The sequence below is a fragment of the Kitasatospora sp. NPDC058046 genome (assembly GCF_042885595.1).
Lineage (GTDB): Bacteria > Actinomycetota > Actinomycetes > Streptomycetales > Streptomycetaceae > Kitasatospora.
Genome location: NZ_JBHVRS010000048.1, coordinates 1 through 20,940, shown reverse-complemented (window position 1 = coordinate 20,940; position 20,940 = coordinate 1). Strand labels below are relative to the sequence as shown.

Here is a 20,940-nt window from a genome sequence, read left to right as displayed (position 1 = left end):
AGGGGGGACCCTGTGGGAGAGTAGGACGCCGCCGAACAATTCTTCAGAAGAACCCCCATCCGGGTCCCGGATGGGGGTTCTTCGCGTTTTCCGGGACTCTTCGCGTTGTGGGCCGGCTGTGGGGCGGGCCGGAAAGAATCTTGGCCGGCCGTGTCGAGAACCCGTGCCCGGCACCGTCCCCGGAGTGGACGCGGCCACAATGGGTCGCACCAGCTCCGAGGATCCGAGGAGAAGACGATGGCCAAGTACCTGTTGCTGAAGCACTACCGGGGTGCCCCGAGCGCGGTCAACTGCGTGCCGATGGACCAGTGGACACCGGAGGAGGTCACGGCGCACATCCGGTACATGCAGGAGTTCGCGGACCGGCTGGAGAAGACCGGCGAGTTCGTCGACGGCCAGGCGCTCGCGCCCGAGGGGACGTGGGTCCGGTACGACGGCGAGGGGCGTCCGCCGGTCACCGACGGTCCGTTCGCCGAGACCAAGGACCTGATCGCCGGCTGGATGGTGATCGACGTCGACAGCTACGAGCGGGCCGTCGAGTTGGCCGGGGAGCTGTCGGCCGCGCCTGGGGCCGGGGGTGAGCCGATCCACGAGTGGCTGGAGCTGCGTCCGTTCCTGGCGATGCCGGCGACCATCACCGAGTGACGTCCCCGATGGACGAGGCCCTGCTGAGGAGTCTCACGCCGAGTGTCATCGGTGTCCTCGTCCGCCGCGGAGCTGACTTCGTGGCGGCCGAGGACGCGGTGCAGGAGGCGCTGGTCGAGGCGGTCCGGCTCTGGCCGGCCGAGCGGCCGCGCGATCCCAAGGGCTGGCTGGTCACCGTGGCCTGGCGCAAGTTCCTGGACGCGACCCGGTCGGAGGCCGCCCGCCGGCGCCGGGAGGACCTGGTCGACCAGGAGCCGGAGCCGGGGCCCGCGGCCGCCGTGGACGACACGCTGCAGCTCTACTTCCTGTGCGCCCACCCGTCGTTGACGCCCTCGTCGGCGGTGGCGCTGACCCTGCGGGCGGTGGGCGGGCTGACCACCCGCCAGATCGCCCGGGCCTACCTGGTGCCCGAGGCGACCATGGCGCAGCGGATCAGCCGGGCCAAGCGCACCGTCTCGGCCGTCAGGTTCGATCAGCCGGGGGACGTCGCGACCGTGCTCCGGGTCCTCTACCTGGTCTTCAATGAGGGCTACTCCGGCGATCTCGACCTCGCGGCTGAGGCGATCCGGCTCACCCGGCAGCTCGCCGCGGTGATCGACCACCCCGAGGTGGCCGGACTGCTGGCCCTGATGCTGCTGCACCACGCCCGGCGGGCGGGCAGGACCGCGCCCGACGGCGCGCTGGTTCCGCTGGCCGAGCAGGACCGCGGCCGGTGGGACACCGGGCTGATCGCCGAGGGCATCGGGATCCTCCAGGGGGCCCTGGCCCGGGACCGGCTGGGCGAGTTCCAGGCCCAGGCGGCCATCGCGGCGCTGCACGCCGACGCGCCCACCGCCGGGGAGACGGACTGGGTGCAGATCGTCGAGTGGTACGACGAGCTCGTCCGGTTGACCGCGAGCCCGGTGGTGCGGCTCAACCGCGCGGTGGCGGTCGGCGAGGCCGACGGTCCGCGCGCGGGGCTGGCGGCGCTCGCGGAGCTGGACGACGCGCTGCCCAGGTACGCGGCGGTGGCGGCGTACCTCCATGAGCGCGACGGGGACCTGGTGGCGGCGGCCCGGTTGTACGCGGAGGCGGCGCACCGGGCGCCCGACCTTGCCGAGCGCGACCATCTGACCCGTCAGGCGGCCCGGCTCAACACGCTTCTGAAGGGTCGTCGGACGGAGTGAGTCCGGCCGGGGGAGCGGGGCTCAGAGCCGGCCGGCGGCCTTCAGCGCCAGGTAGGTGTCGGCGAGGGCCGGGGCGATCCGGGTCGGCGGGGCGTCCAGGACGGTGACGCCGTGGCGGGTGAGGTGCTCGGCGGTGGCCCGGCGGTCGGCCCGGGTCTGTTCGGCGGCCGCCGCGCCGTAGACGGCCTCCAGGGTGCCCCGCCCGGCGGCGAGGGCGTCCAGCTGCGGGTCGGCGACCGAGGCGAGGACGACCTCGTGGCGCTTGGTGAGCATCGGCAGCAGCGGACGCAGGCCGTCCTCGACCGGGGCCGCGTCGAGACCGGTGAGCAGCACGATCAGCGAGCGCTGCGGCGCCATCTTGAGCGCGGTGGCGACCAGCGAGCGCATGTCGGTCTCGTGCAGCGCGGGTTCCAGCCCGGCCATCGCGTTGGTGAAGGCGGGCAGCACCTCGTGGGCCGAGCTGCCGGCCACCGCGACGCGCTTGCGGGAGTCGTGGGCGAGCAGGTCGACCCGGTCGCCGGCCCGGGTGGCGAGGGCGGTGAGCAGCAGTGCGGCGTCGAGGGCGGCGTCCAGGCGGGGCGCGTCGCCGACCCGGCCGGCCGAGGTGCGGCCGGTGTCGAGGACGACGAGGATGTGCCGGTCGCGTTCGGGGCGCCAGGTGCGGACGGCGACGGTGTTGCGGCGGGCGCTGGCGCGCCAGTCGATGGAGCGGACGTCGTCGCCGGGCAGGTACTCGCGCAGGGAGTCGAACTCGGTGCCCTGGCCGCGGGTCAGGACGGAGGTGCGGCCGTCGAGTTCGCGCAGCCGGGCGAGTCGGGAGGGCAGGTGCTTGCGGCTGGCGAACGGGGGCAGCGCGCGGACCGTCCAGGGGACGAGGTGCGAGCCCTGGCGGGCGGCCAGGCCGAGCGGGCCGAGCGAGCGGACCGTCACCCGGTGGGCGTGGTGGTCGCCGCGGCGGGTGGGGGTGAGCACGGTGGTGATCCGGCGCCGTTCGCCGCCGGGGAGGGCCAGGGTGTGCCGGGAGGCGGCCTCGGCGGTGCCGGGGCGCCAGGCGGACGGGGCCCAGGCGTCGCGGACCAGGCCGCGGAGCGGCCGGCCGGACGGGTTGGTGACGGTCAGTTCGACGGTGGCGGGCTCGCCGAGCCGGACGGTGGTGTCGCCGGCCCGCCCGAACCGCAGGCCGCGGACCGGGGCGGCGAGCACCAGGTCGACCGCGACGGCGACCAGCACCGCGCCGGTGACCAGGCCGATCCCGGTCCAGGACGGCAGCAGCAGGCCCACGACGAGCGCGCCGAGTGCGGCGAGCAGGGCGGTTCGCCCGGTGAGGGCCATGCGGTGCGCTCCTTCGGAAGCCCGTGCGTCGGAACCCGTGGGCCGGCAGCCGGAACGGGGGCGGTACGGCGGGGTGGGGTCAGCGGGGTGCGGGCGTCTGGGTGAGGACGGCCTGGATGACGGAGTCGGCGGTGACGCCCTCCATCTCGGCCTCGGCGCGCAGCGCGACCCGGTGCCGCAGGGTGGGCAGGGCGAGCGCCTTGACGTCGTCCGGGGTGACGTAGTCGCGGCCGGCCAGCCAGGCCCAGGCGCGGGAGGCGGCGAGCAGGGCGGTGGCGCCGCGCGGGGAGACGCCGATGGACAGCGACGGGGACTGCCGGGTGGCCCGGCAGAGGTCGACGATGTAGGCGAGGACCTCGGGGGAGACGGTCAGCTTGGCGATCTGCTCGCGGGCGGCGGCGACGTGCTCGGGGCCGGCGACCGGGCGGACGCCGGCCGCGCCGAGGTCGCGCGGGTCGAAGCCGGCGGCGTGCCGGGAGAGCACCTGGAACTCCTGGTCGCGGTCGGGCAGCGGCAGGACCAGCTTGAGCAGGAAGCGGTCCAGCTGGGCCTCGGGCAGCGGGTAGGTGCCCTCGTACTCGACCGGGTTCTGGGTCGCGGCGACCAGGAACGGGACGGGCAGCGGGCGCGCCTCGCCGTCCACCGTGACCTGGTGCTCCTCCATGGCCTCCAGCAGGGCGGCCTGGGTCTTCGGCGGGGTGCGGTTGATCTCGTCGGCGAGCAGCAGGTTGGTGAAGACCGGGCCGGGCTGGAAGGAGAACTCGGCGGTGCGGGCGTCGTAGACGAGCGAGCCGGTGACGTCGCCGGGCATCAGGTCGGGGGTGAACTGGATGCGCTTGGTGCCCAGGCTGAGCGCGGTGGACAGGGTGCGCACCAGCAGGGTCTTGGCGACGCCGGGGACGCCCTCCAGCAGCACGTGGCCGCCGCAGAGCAGGGCGACGACCAGGCCGGTGACGGCCGCGTCCTGGCCGACCACGGCCTTGCCGATCTCGGCGCGCAGGGCGGTCAGCGCGGCGCGCGGGTCGGTGGCGGGGGTGGCGGGCGCCGTGCCGGGGACGGGGCGGAGCTGGGCGGTTGCCTGGTCGGTCACGGGTTCCGTACCTGCCTTTCGAGGGCGTCGAGGTCGTCGGCGAGCCGCAGCAGTGCGGCGTCGTCGGTCGGGGGCGGGCCGTACAGCAGGGCCCGGACGTCCCCGGCGGGCCGTTCGGACAGCCGGTCGGCCAGGGCGACGCAGAGCGCGTCGGGGTCGGGTGCGCCGGCCTGGAGCGGGACGCCCAGGGCGGGGGCGAGGCGGTGCGCGGTGGCGCCGCGCAGGGCCTCGGCGGCGCGGCCGCGGGCCTTGGCGCGCCGGTAGAGGCGGGCGCGGCCCTCGGTGGTCTCGGCGGCGCGGACCACCACGGGCAGGTTCTCGCTGACCACCGGGCCGAGCCGGCGGCCGCGCCAGAGGGCGGCGAGCACGGCGGCGACGGCGAGCTGGTAGCCGGCCCAGTGCCAGCCGCTCGGCAGGAAGTCGCCGAAGCTCTTGGTGCGGGCGCCCTCGGGGAGCGGGGCGGAGTAGTCGGGCAGGTGCCAGGTGAGGCGGGGCTGCGAGCCGAGCAGGCCGAGGGCGAGGGCGGCGTCGCCGTCCTTGGCGAGTTCGCCGTTGTGCAGGAAGGTGCCGCTGCCGAGCACGACGACGTCGCGGTCGCCGTCGCCGGCCGGGAGGACGACCAGCGGGTAGCCATGGGCGCGCGGGTAGCAGCCGGTGCCGCGGCTGCCGCTGGTGTAGAGCATGCCGCCCTGCTGGGCGCTGCCGGCCCGGACGGCCTCGGTGAGGGCGCACTCCGGGGGAGTGGAGCGGACGGAGGCGTACGGGAGCCCGCCGGCGTCGTCGGACAGCCGGATGCCGGGGGCGAGCGCGGTGAGCGCGGCCGGGCCGGGGGCGACCAGCACCAGCCGCCGGTGCCGGGCGGCGGCGACGGCGCGCAGCTGGGCGGGGTCGAGCAGGTCGGGTTCGGGCAGGACGAGGGTGTCCGGGCCGGCCGGGGCGGTGGCCGGGTCGGTGGTGAACTCGGCCTTGAGGCCCTGGCGTTCGAGCAGGGCGACGACGGCGTGGGCGCCGTCGCGGTCGTACGAGCGCGGGTCCAGCGGCGGGTAGCGGCGGTCCTGGCCGAGGGCGGACACGGCGGCGGCGCCGATCAGCAGGGCGGCGAGGACGGCCAGGTACCAGCGGGCGCGGCGCCACAGGCCGCGGCTGGTCGGGGCGAGGCTGGTCGCGGCGGCGCCATCGGCGGCGGTGGCGGGCGGCTCGGCGACGGGCGGTGCCGCGGGGGCGGGGGCGGAACCGGTCATGCCGCTCCTCCCGAGGACGGAGCCGGAGCCGGTGCGGGGGGCGCGAGGACCGGGCGGGTGCGCTCCAGCGTCCGGTCGAGCTCGTGCAGCAGCCGGTACGCGCTCTGGTCGGCGGTGCGCTCGCCGTACGCGATGTCGTCGAAGGTCCGGGCGGCCGCGGCCAGCGCGGCGGCGTGCTCGGGCAGCGCCCGGCCGGCCTCGGCGGCGGCCTCGTCGGCGGTGCGGCCGGGGCGGTTGTCGAGCAGGGTGCGCTCCTCCAGGCCGCGCACCAGGGCGCGCATCTGTTCGCGGACGGCTTCGGTCCAGCGTCCGGCGGCGGCGTGCCGGGCGGCGTCCGTCCGGTACTGGTCGGCGCTGCGCGGGCCGTCGGCGCCGTACACGTCCTGGACGGTGCGGGCGGCGCGGCGGGGTGCGCCGAGGCGCCACCAGACCGCGCCGCCGATCAGCACCGCGACGATCAGGAAGAGGACCAGCCCGGTGGTGCCGGTGGTGCCGTCGCCGGAGATGCTGTCGAGCGCCTTGGCGATGTGGTCGTAGATCCAGTCCGTGACGCGTTGCAGTACGGACGGGTCGTGCTTGTGGTACTCCGCGTCGAGCAGCTCGTCGCGGGCGGCCTCGCGAGCCGGGTCACGCGGCACGGTGACGGGTGCGCCGCCCGCGGCGAGGAGCCTGTCCCCCCAGTTAGGCATCCGGTTCAGCGCCTCGCCGGTGCCGGGTCGCCCTGCGCGCCCCAGCCGGTGCCGCTCTGCTCGGGCAGGCCGGCCGCGCGGGCGAGTTCGATGTCCAGGGCCTCGCGGCGGATCCGCTGGTCGATGTAGACCAGCACGCCGACGGCGGCGATGAAGGGGGTGGTGAAGGTGCCGGCGATGATCCCGGCGACCGCCAGCAGGAGCAGCATGGCCACGCCCTGGTCGGCGGTGTCGGGCAGGCCCTGGGCGTCGAGGCTCTCGAAGCCGAGCAGCAGGCCGAGGAACTGGAACGGGACGACCACGACCATCGCGACGACGAGCGCCAGCACGTGGCCCAGCAGGTTGATGCCGAAGACCCGCCACCAGGCGCCGCGGACCAGCCGCCGCGAGCGCGACAGCGCCGTCAGCACGCCCTGCTTCTCCAGCATCAGGGCGGGCGCGGCGAGGCTGAAGCGCATCCACAGCCAGACGGCGACCGGCACGGTCAGCAGGCCGACCAGGGTGAGCAGGCCGGCGATGGCGACGGAGCCCTGGCCGGCGAGGGTGTAGCCGATCAGCGGGGTGAAGCCGAGCAGGACCACGCCGGGGCCGAGCAGGACGGTGAGCAGGGTCAGCCCGAGCAGCTGCAGCAGCCGGGGGCGGGCGTCGCGCCAGGCCTCCCCGGCGGTCGCCGACCGGCCGAGGACGGCGCGGCTGACCACGATGGTGAGCAGCGCGGTGGCGAACACGTTGAGCAGCAGTTCGAGCGGCAGTCCGGCCAGCATCCGCAGGGTCTGGGTGGCCTCGCCGGTCTTGCCCTTGACCAGCAGGTTGACCAGGAGGCTGCCGGCCTGGGCGACCACGGCGAGGCCGAGCGAGAGCGCGAGCACGGTGCGCCAGTGCCGGCGGACGGTGGTGACGGCACCGTCGAGCAGTTCGCCGAAGCTCAGCGGGCGCAGCGGGATGACGCCCGGCTTGGGGCTCGCCGGGGCGCCCCAGCCGTACGGGCGGTGGCCGCCGGGAGGCTGCTGGCCCCACTGCTGTCCGTTCCCGGGGGCGCCGGCCGGGCCGGTCCAGCCGGGGGCGGCCTGTGGTGGTGCCGACGGCCCGGGCACGGCGGCGGGCGCGTCGGCCGGGGGCCGGGCGTCGTCGCGGGGCGGCTCGGACGAGCTGGGCGAGGCCCAGCCCGGGGTGTCGGTCATCACTGCTCCTCGGAGGGCGTCACGGGCGCGACTGCGAACGGATCTTCCGCCCGCGCGCAGCGCCCATCGTGCCATGGGGCCGGAAACCGGCCCCATGGCGATCCGGTTGCTGATCGGCAACGGTCCTCCGCGGCGGGTCGGGCGGTGGTCCGGCGCGGGTTCGCGGGGGGTCCGGAGGCGTTTCCGGGGGAGCATTCGCCCGGTATGGCCGGAATGCACCGGTGGGGGAGTTGGCCGTTCTGGAGCATTGGCACTGCTGTGCGGCAGGTCACAATCCGGTAATGAGAAGATGGACGCATGAAGGGACGCGTCCTCGTCGTTGATGACGACTCCGCACTGGCCGAGATGCTCGGTATCGTGCTGCGGGGTGAGGGTTTTGAGCCGTTTTTCGTCGCGGATGGGGACAGGGCGCTAGCCGCCTTCCGGGAGACCAAGCCGGACCTGGTCCTGCTCGACCTGATGCTGCCCGGCCGGGACGGCATCGACGTGTGCCGGCAGATCCGGGCCGAGTCCGGCATCCCGATCGTGATGCTGACCGCGAAGACCGACACGGTCGACGTGGTGGTGGGCCTGGAGTCGGGGGCCGACGACTACGTCACCAAGCCGTTCAAGCCCAAGGAGCTGGTGGCCCGGGTTCGCGCCCGGCTGCGCCGCGCCGAGGAGCCGACGCCCGAGCAGCTGACCATCGGCGACCTGGTGATCGACGTGGCCGGCCACTCCGTGAAGCGGGACGGCCGGGGCATCCCGCTGACCCCGCTGGAGTTCGACCTGCTGGTCGCGCTGGCCCGCAAGCCCTGGCAGGTGTTCACCCGCGAGGTGCTGCTGGAGCAGGTCTGGGGCTACCGCCACGCGGCGGACACCCGTCTGGTCAACGTCCATGTGCAGCGCCTGCGTTCCAAGATCGAGAAGGACCCGGAGCGCCCCGAGATCGTGGTGACCGTCCGCGGCGTCGGTTACAAGGCGGGACCCAGCTGACGTGACGGAGCGGGCAGACGACACCCCGTCGGGTTCCGCGACCGACGGGGCGGGGGCCGTGCGCGGCGACGTGCTGAGTTCGACCACCCGTCGCCGACGCGGCCCTTCCGGCGTGTTCGCGCTGGTGAAGCGTCAGCTGCGCCGTCCCACGCACCGGGTGGCCGCGCTGTACCGCCGGTCGATCCAGCTGCGCGTGGTCGCGGTGTCGCTGCTGGCGTCCATCGCGGTCGTCCTGGTGCTGGGCGTGGTCGTGGTGGCGCAGGTGCGCACCGGCCTGCTCGGAACCAAGACGGACGCCGCCCGCGCGCAGGCCCGGATCGGCTTCCAGGTCGAGCAGAAGAAGATCGACGAGGCCCGGGACCAGAAGCTGCGGGGCACCGCCGACCCGACCGTCGACGAGATCGGCACCTGGCTGCTGCGGCAGGTCAACGACCTGGCCGGGAGCGGGCAGACCGTCTACTCGGTGATCGCGATGTCCCCCGGCACCGGCGCCGTCGTCCCCGACGGGGGCGGCTTCGCGCCGCGCTACTCGGGCGACATCCAGCCGATCAGCATCCCGGACACCCTGCGGGCCAAGCTGGCCGCCGAGCCCGGCCAGATGTTCGACCAGCCGACCCGGATCCAGCGCTCGCCCGGCAGCAGCGTCACGTCCGAGCCAGGGCTGGCCCTCGGCATGCAGTTCCGCGGCCCGGCGGAGACCTCGTACCAGCTGTTCTACGTCTTCTCCTTCGGCCAGGAGACCGACACCCTCAACCTGGTCACCGGCACCCTGGCGACCGCCGGGGTGTTCGTGGTGATCCTCATGGGCGGCATCGCCTGGGTCGTGGTGCGCCAGGTGGTCACCCCGGTCCGGATGGCCGCCGGGATCTCCGAGCGGCTCGCCGACGGGCACCTGGAAGAGCGGATGAAGGTCACCGGGACGGACGACATCGCCCGGCTCGGGGAGTCCTTCAACCGGATGGCCAACGCCCTCCAGGCGCAGATCCGCCAGCTGGAGGAGCTGTCCCGGGTGCAGCGGCGGTTCGTCTCGGACGTCTCGCACGAGCTGCGCACCCCGCTGACCACGGTCCGGATGGCCGCGGACCTCATCTACGACAGCCGCGAGGACCTGGACCCGATGGCGGCCCGCTCGGCGGAGCTGCTGCAGGGCCAGCTGGACCGCTTCGAGTCGCTGCTCGCCGACCTGCTGGAGATCAGCCGCTTCGACGCCGGCGCCGCGATCCTGGACGCCGAGCCGGTCGACCTGCGCGAGATCGTCGCCCGGGTGGTGGAGGCCGCCGAACCGCTCGCCGAGGCCAAGGGCAGCGCCGTGGTGATCCGCGGCGACGGCGAGCCGGTGCTGGCCGAGGTGGACTCCCGCCGGATCGAGCGCATCCTGCGCAACCTGGTGGTCAACGCGCTGGAGCACGGCGAGGGCCGCGACGTGGTGGTCCGGCTGGGCTCGGCGGACGGCGCGGTCGCGGTCGGCGTGCGCGACTACGGCATCGGCCTCAAGCCGGGCGAGGCGTCCCGGGTGTTCCACCGCTTCTGGCGGGCCGACCCGTCCCGGGTGCGGACCACCGGCGGCACCGGCCTCGGGCTGTCCATCGCGGTCGAGGACGCCCACCTGCACGGCGGCTGGCTCCAGGCCTGGGGCGAGCCCGGCGGCGGCTCGCACTTCCGGCTCACCCTGCCGCGCACCCGCGGCGGCGAGATCAGCCGGGCGCCGTTCCGGCTGGAGCCGGAGGACTCCCGCAACAACCGGGGCCTGGGCGCGCAGGGCACGCCGTACCGGCGGGCGATCAGCCCGGCCGGCTCGACGGCGACGGCCGCCGTCGAGGAGCAGGCGGAGACGCCGGAGACGGTGAGCGGCGGCCTCGGCAGCGGGCTCGGCGGGGTGCTGAACATCGGCCCCGGGCTGGGCCGGCGCAAGCTGCCGGAGGGTCCGCGCGCGGACCCCTCGGGCGTGTGGACGGCCGCCGGGTACGGGGCCACCGGCGCCCAGGTGATGGTGGACCCGACGCCGGGACGGCCGTCGGTGGCACAGCGGACGGCGGAGCCGGACGCGACGGGTGGGACGACGGACGCGGAGGGGTCGCAGCGTGCGAAGGACGAGCAACAGGACTGAGCCGCGGCTCCTCGCGGTGGTCGGCGGGCTGCTCGGCGCCCTGGTGGCGAGCGGCTGCGCGGCCATGCCGGATTCCGGCGGCATCACCAGGGTGGAGCTCTCCCAGGGCTCGGCCGACAAGGACCTGCAGGCCCGGGTCTTCCCGGTGGCGCCCGCCCGGGGCGCCAAACCGCGCGAGCTGCTGAACGGGTTCCTGGACGCGGTGACCGCCGACGAGGGGTACGACACGGCGCGCAAGTACCTCACCGAGAGCGCCGCCGCCACCTGGAACCCGGACGCCGGGACGAAGGTGCTCTCCGCCACCGGCATCCCGCCCGGCCAGGACGTCACCGACGCGGACACCACGGCGTCGTTGCAGGTGAGCGGGCAGTTGGTGGCCGGCGTCGACGAGCGGCACTCGTACGCGCGGGTCGCCGGGCAGAACAACGACTCGTCCGACTTCACCTTCGTCCGGCAGAAGGACGGCGAGTGGCGGATCGACAGGCTGGCGCCCGGCGTGATCATGAACGAGACCAACTTCCGGAACAGCTTCCGGCAGGTCGAGCGGTTCTTCTACACCGCGCCCGACCCGTCCTCGGTGGTGTCCGGGAGCACCGGCCAGGAGGTGCTGCTCGCCGACCCGGTCTACCTGCGGCGCCGGATAGACCCGCTCACCTCGGCCGTCCGGGCGCTCGTCGACGGCCCCTCCGTCTGGCTCTCGCCGGTGGTCCGCACGGCGTTCCCGGCCGGCACCACGGTCGACAAGGTGAGCATCGACGACAACCGGGTCGCCCACGTGCAGCTCGGCAAGGCGGACACCGGTGAGCCGATGGCCTGCCGGCGGATGGCGACCCAGCTCTTCTACACCGTCGCCGACCAGGGCAAGGGCCAGATCACGCGGCTGGAGCTGAAGGGGCCGCACGGCTCCTGCACGGCCGCCCGCGGTGACTCGCCGTCCACCGGTCCCGGCGCCCTGGCCGGGTCGACGACGGCGACGCAGTACTACCAGCGTGCCGACGGAGCCCTGGTGGCGACCGACGAGGTGCGCCCCGGCGATCCGGTCCGCGGGGTCCTCGGCAAGCCGCAGTCGAATACCAAGCCGCCGCTCGGCGCCTTCGCGGTCAGCCGCACCGGCTCCCAGGCCGCCGCGATCAGCGAGGACGGCCACCAGGTCTGGTCGGTGCCGCTGTCGGACAGCGCGGTGGCCATGGGCGAGCCGGTGCTCACCTCGCCGGCCAAGGGCGGCGACAAGGAGGACGGCTTCGCCTCGCCCACCTGGGACGGCCGCGGCGACCTCTGGGTGGTGGACCGCAACAAGCAGGCCCCGCGGGTGGTGATGGTGCGCGGCGCCAAGTCGTACACCGTGCCGGTCGAGGGTCTGACCGGCCAGACCGTGCAGGCGCTGAAGATCTCCTCGGACGGCGTCCGGGTGGCCGTGGTGGCCAGGACCCCGGGCTCGGCCGTCCGCTCGCTGTGGTTCGGCCTGGTCGTGCACGACGGCACCCCGCAGGCGCCGACCGTGAAGATCACCGCGCTGCACCGGGCCGCTCCCACGCTCACCGACGTCGCCTCGGTGTCCTGGGCGGAGACCGACCAGCTGCTCGTGCTCGGCAAGGAGGCCGACCGGACCCAGCAGCTGTACTTCATCAGTACGGACGGTTCGCAGAGCACCGAGACCCAGCTGCAGAGCGCCGAGAGCATGCTGACCGTCTCGGCCTCGGAGTCCCGCGGGGACAGCCTGACCCAGACGCCGCCGGTGCTCGCGATGGGCGAGGTCAAGCAGACGGACGGCAAGCCGAGCGAGATCAAGGCCTTCCGCCTGGTCAACAACCAGTGGCGGGAGACCTCGCTGATCGACAAGCCGCGGTCCTTCTTCTACGCGGGCTGACGCCGCGTCCGAGCGGTGCCTCCGGCCCGGCGGGGTGTCGGCGGCCGCGGTGACGGTCAGTCGGACGGGCGCACCGTGGCCGCGACGGTGGCGCCCGCCCGGACCGGGAGGCCGGCGTCGGCCAGCGCCCGGGCGGCCTCGGTGAGGCTGGCCCCGGTGGTCACCAGGTCGTCCACCAGCACCGGGTGACGGCCCGCCAAGCTCCCCGGTCCCGCCAGGCTCCCCGGTCCCGCCAGGCTCCCCGGTCCCGCCAGGCCCGCGCGCCCGGTCCGGGCGCGCGGCAGCACGGTGAGCGCGCCGTGCAGGTTGCGGCGCCGTTCGGCCGCGTTCAGCCCGGCCTGGTCGGCGACCGGCCGGGCGTGCCGCAGCAGCGGTTCGGCCCGGACGTCCAGGCCGGCCCGGCGCAGCGAGCGGGCGGCCGCCCCGGCCAGCCGCAGCGTCGGATCGTGCCCGCGGGCGCGGACGGCCGAGCGCGCCGAGGGCATCGGGACCAGCAGCAGAGGTGCGGCCCCGGCGCGCGCCCCCAGGGCGGAGCGCACGGCCCGGCCGAGGGCCTCGCCGAGCGGCGCGGCCAGCCGCAGCGCGCCCCGCTCCTTGTGGGCGAGCAGCAGCTGCCGGACCGGACCGGTGTACGGCGCGGCGGCGTGCGTCCAGGGCAGCGGGGTGGGGGCGGGCCGTGCGGTGGCCAGGGCGTGCCGGCAGGCCGGGCAGAGCTGGGTGCGCTCGCTGCCGCAGCCCGCGCAGTCGGCGGGCAGCAGGACGTCCAGCAGCCCGGCCAGTGCGTGGCCGAACGGCCCCTGGGCGGACGGCGGAGGAGCGGGGGAGGGGAACGGCGGCACGGCTGCTCCTGGCGGCGGCAGGCACGGAGAGTCAGCACAGAATCGGCCGTACGGGGGGCGTTGTCCAGGTATTTACCCTTACTTCACCCGCGAGAGGGTAGACAGGGTGGACCAGCTTGACCGCCCGACCGCAGTATCGGGTCATACCCTCCTTATCGCCTGGGGAGGCGAAAAACCCGTGTGAGGTGTTCGATAAGGCCCAGGGGGTTTCAAACGTCCCTGGTGGGGAGGAAGTGAGGTGAGGGCCAGTCGTTTCCGCCGCTGGCGGCGGGGACGGGGGGCCGGCAGTGGATGGGCTGGTCCAGCTGGGTCTCAGTCCGGTCCGGTAGCACCCGGATCGGCGTCAGCACGAGGGATCGGAGTTCTGCGTGGACATCGTCGTCAAGGGCCGCAAGACCGAGGTGCCCAAGAGGTTCCGCGAGCACGTGGCCGAGAAGCTGGAGAAGGTCCAGAAGTTCGACGCCAAGGCCATCAGCCTCGACGTCGAGGTGTCCAAGGAACACAACCCGCGGCAGGCCGACCGCTCCGACCGGGTGGAGATCACTCTCCGCAGCCGCGGCCCCGTGATCCGGGCGGAAGCCGCCGCCGGTGACCCGTACGCGGCGCTCGACCTGGCTTCCGCGAAGCTCGACGCGCAGCTGCGCAAGTCCGCGGACCGGCGTCGGGTGCACAAGGGCGGCGCGAACGGCCGCACCCCGATCAGCGTCGCCGAGGCGACCGCGGCCCTGGCCGCGCTGCCGGAGACGACGGCGCCGGAGGGCGAGACGAACGGCGCCGTCCGCAAGACCATGATGGGATCCCTGGAAGTGGAGGGCGAAGGCCCGCTGGTGGTCCGGGAGAAGACGCACCCGGCCGCCCCCATGGCGCTGGACCAGGCGCTCTACGAGATGGAGCTGGTCGGCCACGACTTCTACCTCTTCGTGGAGAAGGACAGTGGCCTGCCGAGCGTGGTCTACCGCCGGCACGGTTACCACTACGGCGTCATCCACCTGCAGACCGACCTCGCGGCCGGCCCGGGTGGCGGGGCGGGCGGCGCGATCGGCGGGGCCGACGACGAGGACTGACCGTCCGAACAGCGATGGAGGGGTGACCCCGGCGGCCGTGGCCGCCGGGGTCACCGGCGTTCGGGGGCGGTTGGGTTCGAACGGCGGCACGGTTCGAACAGCGGTGCGTCGAGGGTGCGGTGCGGTTCCAACGGCGGTGCGTCGAGGGCGGTCTCGCGCCCCGGACGGACGGGTCACCCGTTGCGGGGGAATCGGCATCGGAGCGTGACCGGGGCGGCGCCGGGGCGTGGAATGATTGGCGCACGACGACCCGCGAAGGGGGAGGAGCGGATGGGGGATCACTTCGGGCTGGGGCCCGGGGTCGGGCCAGGGCTGCCGTTGGGGGCGGAGGATGAGCCCGCGTACGAGCCGCACCGGGGTGAACCGATCCGCGTGTTGGTGGTGGACGACCACGCGCTGTTCCGTCGGGGGCTGGAGATCGTCCTCGCGGAGGAGCCGGACATCAAGGTCGTCGGCGAGGCGGGGGACGGCGCCGAGGCCGTGCTGAAGGCCGCCGACCTGCTGCCCGACATCATCCTCATGGACGTCCGGATGCCGCGCCGCAGCGGGATCGAGGCCTGCACGGCGATCAAGGACGTGGCACCGAGCACCAAGATCATCATGCTGACGATAAGCGACGAGGAGGCCGACCTCTACGAGGCGATCAAGGCGGGGGCCACCGGCTACCTGCTCAAGGAGATCTCCACCGACGAGGTCGCCACCGCGATCCGCGCGGTCGCCGACGGGCAGTCGCAGATCAGCCCCTCGATGGCGTCCAAGCTGCTCACCGAGTTCAAGTCGATGATTCAGCGCCGCTCCGACGACCGGGACCTGGTGCCCGCGCCCCGGCTCACCGACCGGGAGCTGGAGGTGCTCAAGCTGGTGGCGACCGGGATGAACAACCGGGAGATCGCCAAGGAGCTGTTCATCAGCGAGAACACCGTGAAGAACCACGTGCGCAACATCCTGGAGAAGCTCCAGCTGCACTCGCGGATGGAGGCGGTGGTGTACGCGATGCGGGAGAAGATCCTCGAAATAGGGTGAGCCTGGCGGGACTTAGCGGTCCGCCAGTAGCTTCTCCAGGGTCGGGCGCAGCCGCTCGTCGTGCAGCGTCCCGACCCGCACCGCGTCGCAGCCGACCCAGTCGGCCGCCTCGCGCAGCGCCGTCGCCAGCGTCTCGACGTGCCGGGCGCCCCGCCCCGGACCGTCCAGGGAGACCTGCCGGGCGACCAGGGTGCGCCCCTCGCGGGCCGGGTCGACCCGGCCGACCAGCCGGCCGCCGGCCAGCAGCGGCATCGCGAAGTAGCCGTGCACCCGCTTGTGCTTGGGCGTGTAGGCCTCCAGCCGGTGCGTCATGCCGAAGATCCGCTCGGTGCGGGCGCGGTCCCAGACCAGGGAGTCGAACGGCGAGAGCAGTGTGGTGCGGTGGCGCCCGCGCGGGGCGGTGGCGAGGGCGGCCGGGTCGGCCCAGGCCGGGGCCGGGGCGCCGTCCGGGCCCCAGCCGGCCACCTCGACCGGGACGAGCCCGCAGTCGGCGAGCACCGGGTCCAACTGCTCGGCGCGCAGCCGGTGGTAGTCCAGCAGGTCGGCCCGGGTGGCCACGCCGAGCGCGGCTCCGGCCTGGGCGACCAGGGTGCGCACGCACTCCCCGTCCGACCGCTCCTGCCCCAACAGGGCGTCGGGGATGGCCTGTTCGGCCAGTGCGTAGACCCGCTTCCAGCTCCGGCGCTCGGTGCAGACCACGTCGCCGAAGGCCAGCGCCCGCTCGACCGCGATCTTGGTGTCGGACCAGTCCCACCACTCGGCGGTCTTCTTGGCGCCGCCCAGCTCGGTGGAGGTCAACGGCCCCTCGGCCCGCAGCTTGTCCAGCACGGCGCGGTAGGTCTCGGGCGGGACCTGGTGGCCCCAGAGGTGGCCGCGGTCGCGGTAGCGGCGGCGCCGGAAGGCGAACAGCGGCCACTCCTCGACCGGCAGGAGGCAGGCCGCGTGCGACCAGTACTCGAAGCTCGTGCCGCCGCCCCAGTACGCCGCCTCGACGGCCGGGCGGCCGACCGCGCCGAGGCGGGCGTACGGCACCAGCTCGTGCGAGCGGGCGAGCACCGAGATGGTGTCCAGCTGGACGGCGCCCAGGTGCCGCAGCACCCCGCGCACCCCGCCGCGGCGGTCCGGCGCGCCCAGCAGGCCCTGGGCGCGCAGGGCGATCCGGCGGGCGTCGTCCGCGCTGAGGACGGCGGCGGGGGCGGGGCGGGCGGCAGCGGCGGTCATGCCGGGGAGCGTAGTCCGGGGCACCGACAGCGCGGGCCCGGGTCGGGACGGAGGGCCCGGGTCGGGGCGGAGGGCTCAGGCCAGGTCGGAGGGCAGCAGGGAGGCGATCCAGGAGTCGTGGAAGGCGCCGCGCTGCTCGGCGTACGAGCGCAGGGTGCCCTCGAAGCGGTAGCCGGCCTTCTCGGCGACCGCGCGGGAGCCGTCGTTGCCGACGTAGGCCAGCCACTCCAGGCGGCGCAGGCCCAGCTCGCGCAGGCCGTAGCGGGAGACGGCGCGCGCGGCCTCGGTGGTGTAGCCGCGGCCGCGGAACTCCTTCACGGCCCACCAGCCGATCTCTGCGCAGCCCGGGTCCTGGGGGCGCAGGACGAGCCCCTGGGAGCCGACCAGGGCGCCGGACTCGCGCTCGAACACGCACCAGATCAGGTTCGCCCCGGTGCGCCGGCCCTCGATGGCGAGATCGCGTACGAAGAACTCGGCGTCCTCGCGGCGGTAGGGCGACGGGACGACCGTCCAGCGCTGGATCTCCGGATCCTGGCAGGCGGCGTAGACCGCGTCGATGTCCGACTCCTGCGGGGGGCGCAGGACCAGTCGGTCGGTGGTGAGGGCGGGAAGTTCGGCGCGAAGTTCGTCCATGAACGGATTATTCCGCCAGGGGAGGAAGGCGGGCATCCGATTATTCGCCCGCCTTGGCGTCCAACTCCACGACCCGCCGACCGTTTTGTCCCGGTGGACGGTGCTATCGGGCCATGTGCTCGCCAGGGTGACACGGGAATACCGTGCTGACGCACCTCCCGGGGGGTTGGACTCCTCGCATACGATGGCCCGTGCGGTGGGGTGGACCCGCCGTGCAGTCGTCCAGTGCCAATACAGGCAAGGAGCCCGCTCATCGTGTCCGTCTTCGACAAGATCCTGCGCGCCGGCGAGGGCAAGATCCTTCGCAAGCTGCAGCGGATTGCCGCCCAGGTCAACTCCATCGAAGAGGACTTCGTCAACCTCACCGACGCCGAGCTGCGCGCACTGACCGACGAGTACAAGCAGCGGCTCGCGGACGGCGAGACCCTGGACGACATCCTCCCCGAGGCGTTCGCCACCGTCCGTGAGGCCGCCAAGCGCGTGCTCGGCCAGCGGCACTACGACGTCCAGCTCATGGGCGGCGCCGCGCTGCACCACGGGTACGTCGCCGAGATGCGCACCGGTGAGGGCAAGACCCTCGTCGGCACGCTGCCCGCGTACCTGAACGCGCTGACGGGCAAGGGCGTCCACCTGATCACCGTCAACGACTACCTCGCCGAGCGCGACTCGGAGTGGATGGGCCGGGTGCACCGCTTCCTCGGCCTCGAAGTCGGCGTGATCCTGGCCAACATGACGCCCGCCGAGCGCAAGCGCCAGTACGGGATGGACATCACGTACGGCACGAACAACGAGTTCGGCTTCGACTACCTGCGCGACAACATGGCCTGGTCGCAGGACGAACTCGTCCAGCGCGGCCACTACTTCGCGGTCGTCGACGAGGTCGACTCGATCCTGATCGACGAGGCCCGTACCCCGCTGATCATCTCCGGCCCGGCGGACCAGGCGACCAAGTGGTACGCCGACTTCTCCAAGCTGGTGCTGCGCCTGAAGATCGACCGGGACTACGAGGTCGACGAGAAGAAGCGCACGGTCGGCATCCTGGAGGAGGGCGTCAGCCGGGTCGAGGACTACCTGGGCATCGACAACCTCTACGAGTCGGTGAACACCCCGCTGGTCGGCTTCCTGAACAACGCCATCAAGGCGAAGGAGCTGTACAAGCGGGACAAGGACTACGTCGTGATGAACGGCGAGGTCATGATCGTCGACGAGCACACCGGCCGCATCCTGGCCGGCCGCCGCTACAACGAGGGCATGCACCAGGCGATCGAGGCCAAGGAGGGGGTGGAGGTCCAGAACGAGAACCAGACCCTGGCCACCATCACCCTGCAGAACTTCTTCCGCCTGTACGACAAGCTCGCGGGCATGACCGGTACCGGCACCACCGAGGCCGCCGAGTTCCACCAGATCTACAAGCTCGGCGTGGTGCCGATCCCGACCAACAAGACGCCGCTGCGCATCGACCAGCCCGACCTGATCTACAAGTCGGAGCCGGCCAAGTTCGCCGCCGTGGTCGAGGACATCGCCGAGAAGCACGAGAAGGGCCAGCCGGTGCTGGTCGGCACCGTGTCGGTCGAGAAGTCCGAGTACCTGTCGCAGGAGCTGCGCAAGCGCGGCATCCCGCACGAGGTGCTGAACGCCAAGCACCACGAGCGCGAGGCGCAGATCGTCGCGCAGGCCGGCCGCAAGGGCGCCGTCACCGTCGCCACCAACATGGCCGGCCGAGGCACCGACATCATGCTGGGCGGCAACTCCGACCACCTCGCGGCGGCCGAGCTGGCGCAGCGCGGGCTCACCCCGACGGACACCCCGGAGGAGTACGAGGCCGCCTTCCCGGCCGCGCTGGAGAAGGCCAAGGCCTCGGTGAAGGCCGAGCAGGACGAGGTCAAGGAGGCCGGCGGCCTCTACGTCCTCGGTACCGAGCGGCACGAGTCCCGCCGGATCGACAACCAGCTGCGCGGCCGCTCCGGCCGTCAGGGCGACCCGGGCGAGTCCCGTTTCTACCTGTCGCTGGGCGACGACCTGATGCGCCTGTTCAAGGCCGGCATGGTCGAGCGCGTGCTCTCGATGGCCAACGTCCCCGAGGACGTGCCGATCGAGTCCAAGATGGTCACCCGCGCCATCGCCTCCGCGCAGACCCAGGTCGAGCAGCAGAACTTCGAGATCCGCAAGAACGTCCTCAAGTACGACGAGGTGCTCAACCGCCAGCGCGAGGTCATCTACGGCGAGCGCCGCCGGGTGCTGGAGGGCGAGGACCTCCAGGAGCAGGTCGGCCACTTCATGGACGACACCGTCGAGGCGTACGTCCGCGCGGCCACCGGCGAGGGCTTCGAGGACGACTGGGACCTGGACAAGCTCTGGACCGCGCTCAAGCAGCTCTACCCGGTCACCCTGGACCTGGAGGAGCTGGAGGAGGAGGCCGGCGGCCCGGCCGGGCTGACCCCCGAGTTCCTGATCAAGTCCGTCCAGGAGGACATCCAGGGCCAGTACGGCGCCCGCGAGGACCAGCTGGGCGCGGAGATCATGCGCGAGCTGGAGCGCCGGGTCGTGCTGTCGGTGCTGGACCGCCGCTGGCGCGAGCACCTCTACGAGATGGACTACCTCCAGGAGGGCATCGGCCTGCGGGCCATGGCGCAGCGCGACCCGCTGGTCGAGTACCAGCGCGAGGGCTTCGACATGTTCACCGCGATGATGGAGGGCATCAAGGAGGAGTCCGTCGGCTACCTGTTCAACCTGGAGGTCCAGGTCGAGCAGCAGGTCGAGGAGGTCCCGGTCGAGGACGCCCAGGTGGCGCTCGACAAGCTGGAGAAGGACGCCGCCCGCCCGGAGATCAAGGCCAAGGGCCTGGAGGCCCCGAAGCCGCAGCGGCTGCACTACACGGCCCCCTCGGACGAGGTCGGCGGCGGTGTCATCGAGGGCGACTTCGACGACCTCGCGCCGGAGGACGAGGGCGACGGGATGACCCGCGCCGAGCGCCGCAAGGCCGCCAAGTCGGCCAAGGGCCGCCGCCGCAAGGGCTGAGCCGGCCGCCGGCCACCAGCCAGGACGCCACGCAGGGCGCCGTTCCCGGACCGGGACGGCGCCCTGCGCCGTTCCGTACCGCCGGGCGTGTGGTCCGTACCGGCGGGCGCGCGGCGGGGCGCTCACCGGGCCTCCACGGCGGTGCACTGCCACTGCCCGGCCGGGCCGCGCTGCTCCAGCCGGAAGGCCACCATGTGGTGGCGCCGGCCGAGGTCGACCCGCACGCAGGCCTCGACCGCGTCGGGTGAGGGCGAGCGGTCGTGCACCGGGCCGAGCCGGGGCCGGTCGGCGGGGCCGCCGCGGCGCAGCGCGCCGGCCCGGACCAGCGAGGCGAGCTGCCCGTAGCCGTCCAGGCTGGTGTGCCGCATCAGCTGGCCGGAGGGCCGGGCGCCGGTGAGCACCTCGACCAGCTGGCGGGCGAACCGGGCGGCCAGCGCCCCGGAGCCCGGCCCGGCGTTCGGCCCGGGGGTATTGGTGCAGGCGGCGCGCGGGTGGCGCGGGCGGCGGCCGGCCGGCTCGCAGCCGCCGGCGTCACGCGGACGGCGGTACGGGCGGGCGGCGGGGTGGGCGCTGTACCGGGACGGTCACGGGGTGGCTCCTCGGCTGGGTGGTGCGGGTACGGACGGGTCCAGGCTGGGGGCGTCCCGCGCGGGGCGGCAACGGGTTTCCGGGGCGGCCGGGACGGGCCCCCGAATTCACCTATCCGGGGGAACCGGCCTGTGCGGCGCCGGGCCGGAGGGGCCGTCCGACGGCACCCGGTTGACGTGCGGGGACGGGCCGTACGGTCCAAAAGGGGACGCTCCGGCTGGGCGGACCGGGTGGCGGCGCCCGGCCGCCGCATTGCGCCGT

17 protein-coding genes are annotated in these 20,940 nt (G+C 73.9%); 8 read left to right on the top strand and 9 right to left on the bottom strand.

Going from position 1 to position 20,940, the window contains the following annotated elements; genetic code table 11:
• The first annotated feature begins 237 nt into the window (after positions 1-237).
• On the top strand, positions 238-645 hold the full coding sequence (locus tag ACFVU7_RS44350; RefSeq protein WP_049659240.1) for a YciI family protein: 408 nt from the start codon (positions 238-240) through the stop codon (positions 643-645).
• Positions 646-653: 8 nt separating this feature from the next.
• Positions 654-1,811: an RNA polymerase sigma factor gene (locus tag ACFVU7_RS44345; protein WP_388052304.1), complete on the top strand. Its 1,158-nt coding sequence runs from the start codon at positions 654-656 to the stop codon at positions 1,809-1,811.
• Between the two features lie 21 nt (positions 1,812-1,832).
• On the opposite strand, the gene ACFVU7_RS44340 is transcribed toward ACFVU7_RS44345, so the two are convergent.
• From ACFVU7_RS44340 to ACFVU7_RS44320, 5 genes are all read right to left on the bottom strand, one after another.
• Positions 1,833-3,143, bottom strand: coding sequence for a DUF58 domain-containing protein (locus ACFVU7_RS44340; RefSeq protein WP_117488066.1), 1,311 nt, complete (start codon positions 3,141-3,143; stop codon positions 1,833-1,835).
• A gap of 79 nt (positions 3,144-3,222) precedes the next feature.
• Positions 3,223-4,233: a MoxR family ATPase gene (locus ACFVU7_RS44335; protein ID WP_049659237.1), complete on the bottom strand. Its 1,011-nt coding sequence runs from the start codon at positions 4,231-4,233 to the stop codon at positions 3,223-3,225.
• Positions 4,230-5,474: a DUF4350 domain-containing protein gene (locus ACFVU7_RS44330; RefSeq protein WP_388052299.1), complete on the bottom strand. Its 1,245-nt coding sequence runs from the start codon at positions 5,472-5,474 to the stop codon at positions 4,230-4,232. The genes ACFVU7_RS44335 and ACFVU7_RS44330 overlap by 4 nt, the downstream gene beginning before the upstream one ends.
• A complete protein-coding gene (locus tag ACFVU7_RS44325) occupies positions 5,471-6,163 on the bottom strand; it encodes a DUF4129 domain-containing protein (protein ID WP_388052296.1) in 693 nt (230 codons plus the stop codon). The genes ACFVU7_RS44330 and ACFVU7_RS44325 overlap by 4 nt, the downstream gene beginning before the upstream one ends.
• A 5-nt stretch (positions 6,164-6,168) precedes the next feature.
• Entirely contained in the window at positions 6,169-7,344 is a 1,176-nt protein-coding gene (locus ACFVU7_RS44320) for a hypothetical protein (protein WP_074005003.1), read from the bottom strand.
• A gap of 297 nt (positions 7,345-7,641) precedes the next feature.
• On the opposite strand from ACFVU7_RS44320, the gene mtrA reads away from it, so the two are divergent.
• The 3 genes from mtrA to ACFVU7_RS44305 are packed head-to-tail and all read left to right on the top strand — an operon-like array spanning position 7,642 to position 12,293.
• A complete protein-coding gene (gene mtrA, locus ACFVU7_RS44315) occupies positions 7,642-8,319 on the top strand; it encodes an MtrAB system response regulator MtrA (RefSeq protein WP_030247322.1) in 678 nt (225 codons plus the stop codon).
• A gap of 1 nt (position 8,320) precedes the next feature.
• Positions 8,321-10,426: an MtrAB system histidine kinase MtrB gene (gene mtrB / locus ACFVU7_RS44310; protein WP_074005004.1), complete on the top strand. Its 2,106-nt coding sequence runs from the start codon at positions 8,321-8,323 to the stop codon at positions 10,424-10,426.
• Positions 10,401-12,293: an LpqB family beta-propeller domain-containing protein gene (locus ACFVU7_RS44305; protein ID WP_388052294.1), complete on the top strand. Its 1,893-nt coding sequence runs from the start codon at positions 10,401-10,403 to the stop codon at positions 12,291-12,293. Before mtrB ends, ACFVU7_RS44305 begins: the two co-directional genes overlap by 26 nt.
• A gap of 56 nt (positions 12,294-12,349) precedes the next feature.
• Here ACFVU7_RS44305 and ACFVU7_RS44300 read toward each other — a convergent pair whose 3' ends face one another.
• The gene (locus tag ACFVU7_RS44300) at positions 12,350-13,132 is read right to left on the bottom strand and encodes a ComF family protein (protein ID WP_388052292.1); all 783 of its coding nucleotides are present in this window, start codon (positions 13,130-13,132) and stop codon (positions 12,350-12,352) included.
• A gap of 368 nt (positions 13,133-13,500) precedes the next feature.
• Between ACFVU7_RS44300 and hpf the strand changes: the two genes are divergently transcribed.
• Positions 13,501-14,196, top strand: a complete 696-nt coding sequence (gene hpf, locus ACFVU7_RS44295) for a ribosome hibernation-promoting factor, HPF/YfiA family (RefSeq protein WP_049657308.1) — start codon at positions 13,501-13,503, stop codon at positions 14,194-14,196.
• Between the two features lie 270 nt (positions 14,197-14,466).
• Positions 14,467-15,219 (top strand): response regulator transcription factor, encoded by a 753-nt coding sequence (locus tag ACFVU7_RS44290; protein WP_082346073.1) that lies wholly within the window; start codon positions 14,467-14,469, stop codon positions 15,217-15,219.
• Between the two features lie 12 nt (positions 15,220-15,231).
• Here ACFVU7_RS44290 and ACFVU7_RS44285 read toward each other — a convergent pair whose 3' ends face one another.
• Complete coding sequence (locus ACFVU7_RS44285) at positions 15,232-16,440, bottom strand: winged helix-turn-helix domain-containing protein (protein ID WP_387827269.1); 1,209 nt, start codon at positions 16,438-16,440, stop codon at positions 15,232-15,234.
• Between the two features lie 75 nt (positions 16,441-16,515).
• On the bottom strand, positions 16,516-17,073 hold the full coding sequence (locus ACFVU7_RS44280; RefSeq protein WP_387827272.1) for a GNAT family N-acetyltransferase: 558 nt from the start codon (positions 17,071-17,073) through the stop codon (positions 16,516-16,518).
• Positions 17,074-17,328: 255 nt separating this feature from the next.
• On the opposite strand from ACFVU7_RS44280, the gene secA reads away from it, so the two are divergent.
• Positions 17,329-20,091: a preprotein translocase subunit SecA gene (secA, locus tag ACFVU7_RS44275; protein ID WP_049657305.1), complete on the top strand. Its 2,763-nt coding sequence runs from the start codon at positions 17,329-17,331 to the stop codon at positions 20,089-20,091.
• A 122-nt stretch (positions 20,092-20,213) separates the two neighbouring features.
• On the opposite strand, the gene ACFVU7_RS44270 is transcribed toward secA, so the two are convergent.
• Complete coding sequence (locus ACFVU7_RS44270; protein WP_388052301.1) at positions 20,214-20,525, bottom strand: Rv3235 family protein; 312 nt, start codon at positions 20,523-20,525, stop codon at positions 20,214-20,216.
• Between the last annotated feature and the right edge of the window lie 415 nt (positions 20,526-20,940).